Source organism: Limnohabitans sp. Bal53 (genome assembly GCF_003063355.1).
In the GTDB taxonomy this organism is placed as follows: Bacteria; Pseudomonadota; Gammaproteobacteria; order Burkholderiales; family Burkholderiaceae_C; genus Limnohabitans_A.
Map to the genome: position 1 here is coordinate 347,529 of NZ_NESH01000003.1, position 9,124 is coordinate 356,652.

Below are 9,124 nucleotides of genomic sequence, written 5' to 3' on the forward strand. Positions count from 1 at the left end.
TGAAGGGGCCGCACATGCCACGCGCAAAACGAAAAGAAGTCACGCCATTAAATTCTGGTTTTTTCAAACTCGAAAATCAAAATTATCAATTTCTGGTCTACGAAAATTTAGCCGATCAAGGGGGTCGTGGCATCCACATGCTTTCAAAACGCTCAAAGGCTTTTCACAAAGTCTTGACGTATTGTGAAGAAATGCTTAACTGCAATTCCTCTCTCCAAAGGCGGATTTTCAAAGAACACACAACCGTTCAAACTAGAGTGTCTGACTTCGCAAAAATTATTGGCCCAATAGTGCGTCCGCTTCTCATCGGAAAAACGCTCAAAGATGACATTGTTCACATGGTGCGGCTGCATTACAGAGCTTGCAACGCTGCTTTGCAAGAGGAATCCGAAAAAAACAAACCTTGCAAACCCGCATGAATACTGGCTTTGGTACGTCTCGGCGGGAAATCAGCAATAAAGGAACGTCTCGGCGGGAAAACTGAGATTTTTAATTGCAGCATCGAAACAAACCTTAGGGGTTTTCAATGGCTGCAAAGACTTTTCAACCAATACCGCTGGAGCGCGAAAAACGCGCCGCATTGCCAACCAACGAGGCCGCTTATCACCTGAACCGTGCAGAACAAACGCTCAGGATGTGGGCCATAAAAAATGATGGGGCCGTGAAGTGCCTGCGAGTCAACGGACGCTTGCAGTGGCCAGTTAGCCAAATCAAGGCCGTCATGGGGGTGGCACCATGAGAATCGATGACTTCAGCCCCATCCAAAAATTCCAATACTCGATTTCGGGAATCGGACTTTTTCCGCCGGTGACAGTCGTCGCTGATGGCGAGCGCAAAACCTTCGATACAAAAATTCAGGGTAAAGAAATTCAGGCTTGGTACAAGCTAAATCCAGACCTGCAAACGGGCTACTTCGGTGTCGTCGGCCTCTCCGTGCGTTGGGACTACGCAAACGCAAAGGCCCAACTGGCGACAACGCCAAGGATGGCTTGATGAGCTTCGACCGCCAAGCCCTCCCCGAGCCGGAATCTTATTATGAAAACGCTGGGTTGATTCTCCAAGGCCGTGGCAAATGGAGAACAACCACCTGCCATTTTCACGGGGGCCGAACAACGATGCGCGTGAACCTTGAGTCAGGGGCTTGGGTGTGCATGAGTTGTGCCCTCAAAGGTGGCGATGTGCTGGCCTACGAAATGCAGTCCACCGGGGCCGATTTTGTTACCGCTGCCCGTTCACTTGGTGCATGGACACATGACGGCCGGACACCAGCGCCAGCAACACCCAAGGCTTTCAGCGCCCGAGATGCCCTGAGCGTGCTGGCCTCAGAAGCGAACCTAGCCGCCGTGGCCGCATCTAACCTGGCCTATGGGACTCAACTGACATCCGACGACCTAGCGCGGCTACAAACCGCCGCTCAACGTATCAACCTAATTCGAGAAACTTACCCATGAATACCTACCAAAAAGTCGCGGCCGAAATGGACCGCCTCATTTCTGAAAACGAAGCCTTGGCTTATCGCTTGCCCATGACGCCAGATGAAGTCACCGACGACAACGAGTTGCAGGCCGCTTATGCCAAATCCACCCACGCTTGGCCTGAACTGCAACCCTTACAAGCCAAGCTGGACACGATGCTTTACCCCACCGAGGCACTGCCACCCCTGATTCGCGATGCGGTGCAAGAGGTCCAAGCCTTTGTTCAAGCGCCGACCGCATTGATCGCCCTGAGCGCCTTATCGAGCGTGAGCCTTGCTGTCCAAACTTTCTATGACGTGGAGCGCGCCAAGTCCCTGCACGGTCCAACTGGATTGTTCATGCTGGCCATTGCTGAAAGTGGCGAGCGTAAATCATCCTGTGACGGTTACTTTTCCAAAGCCCTGCGCGACCATGACGCTGAACAACTTGAAGCCGCAAAGCCTGAACTGGCTGCTTTTGAAGCGTCACGATCAGCTTGGGCCGCCGAGAAGTCAGGGATTGAATCCGCTATCAAGCGCGATGCCAAAGATGGACTAGACCCCTCAGACCTGAAACGTCAGTTATTGGCCCACCAGCTCAAAGAACCCAAGCCGCCAAAAGTTCCCCGTCTTGTTTATGGGGATGCCACCCCTGAGGCTTTGATTGATGGCCTGAGTTCTTGGAAGTCCGGGGGCGTGATGAGCGCCGAGGCGGGAGCAATACTAGGGGGTCACGCCATGGGCGACAGCGCCATGAGGCACTTGGCCACTCTGAATGTCTTGTGGTCCGGAGAAACCATCCGCCAACATCGACGTGGCCGGGGTGACGTCCTCATCGAAGGCGCACGGCTGACTATTGGCTTGCAAGTTCAAGAATCCACCCTGCGCGAGTTCATCAAAGGCACCGGTGATTTGGCGAGAGGCACGGGGTTCTTTGCGCGCTGCCTGTTGGCTTGGCCAGCATCCACACAAGGCACCCGGCAATTCAAACAGCCAACCGGATTCGAATCACTGAACCACTTTAATGGACGGCTTCGGCAGATCCTCAACCGCCCGGTGACTGCCGACCACGACAAGGCCATGATTCACCTGAGTGACGGGGCCAAAGCGGTTTGGGTGGCTTATTACAACGACACCGAGGCGGCTTTGGCCGAGGGTGGCGACCTGCGCGACATTCGCGACATTGCCAGCAAGACCGCCGACAACGCCGCCCGAATTGCAGCGCTGTTCCATGTTTTCGATGGTGCTACCGGGGCCATCGATGGCATCACCATGGAAAACGCCTGTGACGTGGCGAAATGGCACCTTAACGAAAGCCTCAGGTTCTTTGGCCAGATGAGTCAGCCGAAGAACATGTCAGATGCAGCCCGTCTCGAGGAATGGGCACTTCAGTATTTGAGAGGCACCGACACCGACAAGATCAGCACGCGCAATGCCCAAAGGCTTAGCCCGGTGCGAGACAAACAAGACATCAATGCCGCACTTGAAGAACTGACAGACCTAGGCCGAGCGCGCATCATCAAGGCCGGGCGGCAAAAACACATCCAGATTCGCCGAGAAGTTTTGGAGGGCGCGCCATGAGTTTTGCACTCAGAAAAAAAACATGGGGGCTTGCGACAGTTGCGACTACTGCGACAGTTGGCACAAAAGATGGGGTCAGCGGGCAAAAAACAGGGCGGCAAACACCAAGTGTCGCAACTGTCACAACTGTCGCGATGGTTCCCGCTTCAAAAAGTGAAAGCACAACCACCGCAAAGGTGGTTCCGATAAGCAACCCCGACCGCTGGTGTTGGCCGAACGGCCCAGCGATGAACGGGCAAGAGATCAATGTTTTCAATAGGCGGAACAATCTTTTTCTCGCTCGTGGCTGGGGTGCTGCCGAGGCCGTAGCCGACAGATTGGTACGCCGTGATCGTGAGAGTGACGACCGCGTGGTCTGTTTGGAGTGTGTTCACTACACGAAGCAATGGTGCGCCAACGCCAAGGCTGCCGAGTTGTCACCAAGCAAGTCGAGCATTCAAATTCCGACAGACCTTATATCGTTATTGCAACGCTGCCCTGCGTTTCAAGCGTTGCTAGCTCGGCCAGATGCGGCAATCGCTGACCAATCCAATAAATGAGGTTACTAGCGAATTTCTTCAATCTCGATCCGAAAGAGCCTGTGCATACAAAAACTCAATCCCCAACACCCTGTTATTGGTAAGCTTTAAAACGATGAATTTTGAGACCAGCAGGTGAACAGGCATCTGTCACGGTCGATGGGGTTAAACATTAAAAAATTTAACCTCATCGAAAGACCCCCTACATACGGTGTAAGACCCGCTCGCGAATCATCCTGATGACATCAGCCTCGCTATAAACACCCCTGTAACCGTTCGGCTTCCTGCCACGTGTTCGTGGCCCCGATGCCATCCTCAATGCGTAAAGGGCATCTTCCAACTCGTGTATCAGAACGCTGTCATCTCTGTACTGCTTTTTTGCAGCTTTGGAGGTTTGGCCATGAACCGTGTTTGCTGCGGAAATGCGCTCAATGGTTTCGGCGCTGTGTGGCCTTCCCCCGTGATGGCCACATTTCTGATGAGGAGAAATCCGAAGGGCTGGCTTAGCACACTGAACACCTGTTCGATTGCTTTTAGCTATGCATCGCAAACAGTTGATCTGCCCACCCGCAGTGACAAGGAACATCTCTTTGCCGTCAACCGTTTGCTCGTTTGAGAGGTTTTCTTTCGGTTGCTTATGGCTCATTGTTCACCTCTGGCTGTACATCTTGATGGCCGACCAATATGGTTATATATTGTAACTAAATGAGAGTTTTTCGTGTCAAGTCTTTTGAGCGGCAATGACCGATCAGGAGATCGCTTTCTCCGATGGTTTCAAGTCAAACCAGCCTGTCATCAAGAGCTGGTTTAACTACCACGCCAACCTGCCTTACCGGGCAAGGTGGTATCCGAAGATGAGGCCCTCGGGAAACCAATCGGTAAAGCGTCAGCCCACCCCTTGGTGGGCTTTTTTGTCGCTGATTTATGACCACTTGCAGGGCGACTCATAAATGCTGTCAATGCGTTTTCTGCCCTTAAAGCCCCTGCTCGTTTTTACGAAAAATCAAGTGATTTTTGACACCCAACTTCCATCAATATCACCACGCAAAATGCCCACGATCTCAATTTGGGAATCCTGATTAACTGACACTTCGATAGGTGAAGGCAGCGCATTTGTCTTGCTCAGGACTTGTCCATTAACTGATGATTCAGGTTGACCATTAACGACGTTGGCAGTGTCAGCAAAGACCCAAACCGGTTTAGCTTCAGTTGGCTTGTTGAGGTAGTATTTCAACAAACTTAGCACGTCTGATAAGTCAACATCGCCATCCCCATCAAAGTCAGCAGCAGCATACTTGAAAGGCGTGTCATACGCAGAGTCCAATGGTTTATTCAGATATACCTTGAGTGCCCCCAGAACATCTGACAAATTGATTCCGGAGTCAACTCTTGATGGCGCTGCCTTCTCGGGGGTTAGGCTCAAAACACCATCGTTCACGCCATTTGAATCGAATAATCCAATTAACCACATTTCACCATTGTGATCTGTACGTGCATTCGAATGAGATGTCACTTGGACATCAGCAATAAAAGAGTTTCTGCCGGTTGCGGAAAACACTTTAATATGAATATCGTTAAGCGGTGCCACGGCATTTGTGGCTGAACTGCTCACACTCTCCGCAGTTCCAAAACCGTCTGTGTAATTGGCAGAGACTGTGATGGCCTTATTGACCTCAGCCTGAGTCAAGGTCAAGGTGTCGTTGGTAGCACCACTTATGGTCACGCCATCGGCCTTCCACTGATAGCTGATAGCCCCAAGGCCATCAGGGTCGGTCAATGTGTTGGCGGCAGTCAGCTTCTGGCCTTTTATCGCCATTCCGTTGATGGTGACGTTGCCCGTGACAGCGTCGTTCAACGCTGTAATAGTCACGGTGGTGCTGCCCGTTGCGCTCAATGCGCCACCCGAACCTTGGTTACCGCTGTTGCCATCGCTGAAAGCCCAATCAATCTGCACACTGTCTGGTGGTGCGTCGCTGATGTTGGAGTAAGCAATACTTTGCAGAGCCTGGTTGACCAGACTTTGTGTTGCATTTATATTGAAGGTAAGCACCAAAATGCCGCCTGAGTTTTTGGTTACAGTGCCTATATTTATCCCAGATATGCTAAGCCCAGCACCCTGCGTCAATTTACTCAGTGCGCCAGCAGCAAAGAATTGGTCTTGAGCGCTTGCATGGTCATGGCGAGCAAGTTTCAGGTTTGCACCGGCATAGTTGCCGAGGGCTGTAAGCTCAATATCCACAATCTGCACATCTGGGTCAAGAACAACAGACACACCATCTTCAGTAAAATTTGGAGTGTAATTAAGTGTGTTGCTGCCGCCAAATGTGTTGTCTAGGCTGCCATTGGTGTTGTAACGCACCACTGTGAAGTCATTGTTACTTCCGTTGCGGCTAATCCCTGCTACAACCATCTTGCCATCACTTTGAAGCGCAATGCTCAAAGCCTTATCATTCGAGTCACCAATCGACGTTGTAACTCTCCCATCATTATGAAATGCGGTGTCTAGGCTGCCATCGGCGTTATAGCGCACAAGTGCGAAGTCGTAATTGCTACCGTTAGAAGAACTCCCCGCAACCACAACTTTACCGTCGTTTTGCACCACAACGCTTGAAGCCTCATCAGAGGATAAACCAATAGGCGTTGTTACCTTGCCATCCTTATCAAATGTGGTGTCTAGGCTGCCATCGGCGTTGTAGCGCACGAGTGCGAAGTCGTAATTGTTACCGTTAGAGTACTCTCCCGCCACCACGATCTTGCCGTCACTTTGCAGAGCAACGCTTCGGCCCGAAGTTAAATTAGATGTTCCAATTGACGTCAACACTTTGCCATCACCATCGAAAGCAGTGTCAAGACTGCCATCGCTGTTGTAGCGCACCAAAGCAAAGCCCGGTGATCCTACCAATACCACCTTACCGTCGGATTGGAGCGCAACGCTTTGCGCGAACTCAGTGCCATATGGTTGAAGCGACGTTGTAGCCTTGCCACTCTCAGCGAACGAAGTATCAAGACTGCCGTCATTGTTGTAGCGCAGCAATATAAAATCGGTTTTACTAAAACCTCCCACTACGATCTTGCCGTCCGTTTGAATTACCGTGCTAGTTGCAGCAGCAGAGGAAAAAATTTGCGTTAAAACCTTGCCACCAGTACCGAAATTGGTGTCTAAGCTTCCATCGGCGTTGTAGCGCAAAAGAGCTAAGTCGTTGCTCCGGCGGCCTTCTATGTAGCCTGCTATAACTAGCTTGCCGTCGCTTTGAATCGCAACGCCTCTGCCATAGCTATTGGATGCCCCCATTGGTGTTGTTACTATGCCATCAGTATCAAATGTGTTGTCTAGGCTGCCATCGGCGTTATAGCGAACCATTGTGAAGACATAGTTACTTCCGTTATGGCTATACCCTGCAACAACCATCTTGCCATCACTTTGAAGCGCAACACTGTTAGCCCAATTGGCCCCCGACCCAATTGGCGTAGTCACCTTACCATCGCCTTCAACTAAAAAGCTAGGCGCTTCGTTCACATGGCCGGTGGGGATTTTGTTTGACACCACCGCATTACCAAAGCTTCTGTCCAGACTGCCATCGCTGTTGTAGCGCACCAGCGCGAATTCTTGATTGCCGCTGCTGTTACGGCTGCTGCCTGCAAGCAAAATCTTGCCATCGTCTTGCAGAGCCATGCCACCGGAGCCCTGCGAGGATGCGTTAATACTAGTGGTTAGCATGCCGTCACCGCTGAAGCTGGCGTCCAAGCTGCCATCGCTGTTGAAGCGAACTAATGCAAAGTCAGAATTACTATAGTCACGGTCATGGTGGCTTGTGCCGCCAAGCAAAATCTTGCCGTCGGACTGCAATTTGACGGCACTGGCATAGTCAGCGTATCCCAAAACGTCGGTGGTGAGCATGCCATCGCCGCTGAAGCTGGTGTCTAAACTGCCATCGCTGTTGTAGCGCAACAGTGCAAAGTCACTGAAATTTTGATTTTTATTGCTGGATCCTGCCAGCAAAATCTTGCCATCGGCCTGCACTGTCACACTGTAACCAGTGTCATCCGATGAACCTAGATCGGTAGTCACCAGACCATCACTGCCAAAGCTTTTGTCTAAACTGCCATCGCTTTTGTAACGTATCAGAGAAAAGTCGCCAAAACCCATGATTTTGTAGCTTTGGCCCGCAAGAAGAATCTTACCGTCAGTCTGTAGGGTAATGCTAAGGGCTTCCTCATTAGATGCTTCGAAGTCAGTGGTGAGAATGCCATCGCCGCTGAAGCTGCTGTCTAGACTGCCATCGCTGTTGTAGCGTAAAAGCGCAAGGTCAAATTTGTCGCTGCTGTTACGGCTGCTGCCTGCGAGCAAAATCTTGCCGTCGGACTGCAATTTGACGGCACTGGCATAGTCAGCGTATCCCAAAACGTCGGTGGTGAGCATGCCATCGCCGCTGAAGCTGGTGTCTAAACTGCCATCGCTGTTGTAGCGAACCAACGTAAAGTCGGGACTCCCGTTGTTTTCACTGATGCCGGCCACCAGAATCTTGCCATCCGTCTGCAGGATCACGCTATTGGCAATGTCATCCGATGACCCGAAGTCAGTGGTGAGAATGCCATCGCCGCTGAAGCTGCTGTCTAGACTGCCATCGCTGTTGTAGCGCACCAGCGCGAATTCTTGATTGCCGCTGCTGTTACGGCTGCTGCCTGCAAGCAAAATCTTGCCATCGGCCTGCAGTGCAATGCTACGTGCAAAGGAGCTATTTGTCCCGATCGCAGTGGTCACCACACCATCGCCCAGTGGAATGTTAATGGCTAGCAACTCCGTCAAGCCGCTCAGAGCTAAACTTGTAGTTTCCAAACTTCCGCTAACTTGTTCCAGCACCACATCGCCGCCTAAAATGCGAGCCCCTGTCAAATTAATGGATGCCGCAACATCCGCCCCGGTTTCTTGTGCCAGCGATTGAATGAATTGCAACCCCAAATCCCGCTGCCCCACATTACAGCCATAAAACAGAATGTCTCCAGTCACGGTCAGGCTGCCGCCGATGTTGGCAAGTTGCGATTCGTAAAGTCTTAGGTTGCTGCTATTTAGTAACGTGCTACCAAGATACAGCGTACCAGCACTACCATGCGAGATAACGTGAATTGAGTCTAGATCGCTATAACTAGAAAGAAGACCCGTCATCTGGTTAAGACCATCTTGGCTAGAGTCTAGGAGCACCCACTCAGTATCAGCATTGAGGCCGCCAATTAGGCTCTGAAAGTTGGCAACACGGCTATCAATAAAAATAATGCTCTTTGTCATATCTATCCATGGAGATCATCGATACGAACGCTTAATAAGTGCACTCGTTGGAGCTGATAGCATGAGCTTGATGATTGCTAAATGACAAGCTTTCGCACGAACCATTGCTTTGGCAAGATGTTTTTGACAAGGGCTTGCGTCACTCTAAGGGTTAGGCCTTGAGCACTAACGGACACTTAACGTTGTATCATACTTCGTTTAATTCAGAATTATTGAATTCAGACGTTTTGTTTGGCGCAAATCAACAGGTCTGTAGTTGGAATTTTAAGTTCGCTAACAATCGTCTTT

General features: G+C 51.0%; 7 protein-coding genes and 1 riboswitch. Of the genes, 6 read left to right on the forward strand and 1 reads right to left on the reverse strand.

Features of this window, described 5'->3' with window-relative positions; all coding sequences use genetic code 11:
* Positions 1-14: 14 nt before the first annotated feature.
* The 6 genes from B9Z50_RS17435 to B9Z50_RS17445 all read left to right on the forward strand — a co-directional run bounded on the left by B9Z50_RS17435 (position 15) and on the right by B9Z50_RS17445 (position 4,168).
* Positions 15-419, forward strand: a complete 405-nt coding sequence (locus B9Z50_RS17435) for a hypothetical protein (protein WP_146183194.1) — start codon at positions 15-17, stop codon at positions 417-419.
* 316 nt (positions 420-735) lie between these two features.
* Positions 736-993 (forward strand): hypothetical protein, encoded by a 258-nt coding sequence (locus B9Z50_RS11280; RefSeq protein WP_108364332.1) that lies wholly within the window; start codon positions 736-738, stop codon positions 991-993.
* Positions 993-1,451, forward strand: coding sequence for a CHC2 zinc finger domain-containing protein (locus tag B9Z50_RS11285; protein ID WP_108364334.1), 459 nt, complete (start codon positions 993-995; stop codon positions 1,449-1,451). The genes B9Z50_RS11280 and B9Z50_RS11285 overlap by 1 nt, the downstream gene beginning before the upstream one ends.
* Positions 1,448-3,034: a YfjI family protein gene (locus tag B9Z50_RS11290; protein WP_108364336.1), complete on the forward strand. Its 1,587-nt coding sequence runs from the start codon at positions 1,448-1,450 to the stop codon at positions 3,032-3,034. The genes B9Z50_RS11285 and B9Z50_RS11290 overlap by 4 nt, the downstream gene beginning before the upstream one ends.
* The gene (locus tag B9Z50_RS17440; protein WP_146183195.1) at positions 3,031-3,573 is read left to right on the forward strand and encodes a hypothetical protein; all 543 of its coding nucleotides are present in this window, start codon (positions 3,031-3,033) and stop codon (positions 3,571-3,573) included. The genes B9Z50_RS11290 and B9Z50_RS17440 overlap by 4 nt, the downstream gene beginning before the upstream one ends.
* A 379-nt stretch (positions 3,574-3,952) precedes the next feature.
* Positions 3,953-4,168: a hypothetical protein gene (locus tag B9Z50_RS17445; RefSeq protein WP_146183196.1), complete on the forward strand. Its 216-nt coding sequence runs from the start codon at positions 3,953-3,955 to the stop codon at positions 4,166-4,168.
* 171 nt (positions 4,169-4,339) lie between these two features.
* Positions 4,340-4,437: riboswitch (SAM-I-IV-variant riboswitch) on the forward strand.
* A gap of 118 nt (positions 4,438-4,555) precedes the next feature.
* Here B9Z50_RS17445 and B9Z50_RS11300 read toward each other — a convergent pair.
* Positions 4,556-8,836, reverse strand: a complete 4,281-nt coding sequence (locus B9Z50_RS11300; protein ID WP_108364340.1) for a DUF4347 domain-containing protein — start codon at positions 8,834-8,836, stop codon at positions 4,556-4,558.
* Between the last annotated feature and the right edge of the window lie 288 nt (positions 8,837-9,124).

Bases quoted from the DNA above. Each gene is read 5' to 3' on its own strand.
- B9Z50_RS11290 (WP_108364336.1), top strand. From the start codon at position 1,448: ATGAATACCTACCAAAAAGTCGCGGCCGAAATGGACCGCCTCATTTCT.
- B9Z50_RS11285 (WP_108364334.1), top strand. From the start codon at position 993: ATGAGCTTCGACCGCCAAGCCCTCCCCGAGCCGGAATCTTATTATGAA.
- B9Z50_RS17445 (WP_146183196.1), top strand. From the start codon at position 3,953: ATGAACCGTGTTTGCTGCGGAAATGCGCTCAATGGTTTCGGCGCTGTG.
- B9Z50_RS11280 (WP_108364332.1), top strand. From the start codon at position 736: ATGAGAATCGATGACTTCAGCCCCATCCAAAAATTCCAATACTCGATT.
- B9Z50_RS11300 (WP_108364340.1), bottom strand. From the start codon at position 8,836: ATGACAAAGAGCATTATTTTTATTGATAGCCGTGTTGCCAACTTTCAG.
- B9Z50_RS17440 (WP_146183195.1), top strand. From the start codon at position 3,031: ATGAGTTTTGCACTCAGAAAAAAAACATGGGGGCTTGCGACAGTTGCG.
- B9Z50_RS17435 (WP_146183194.1), top strand. From the start codon at position 15: ATGCCACGCGCAAAACGAAAAGAAGTCACGCCATTAAATTCTGGTTTT.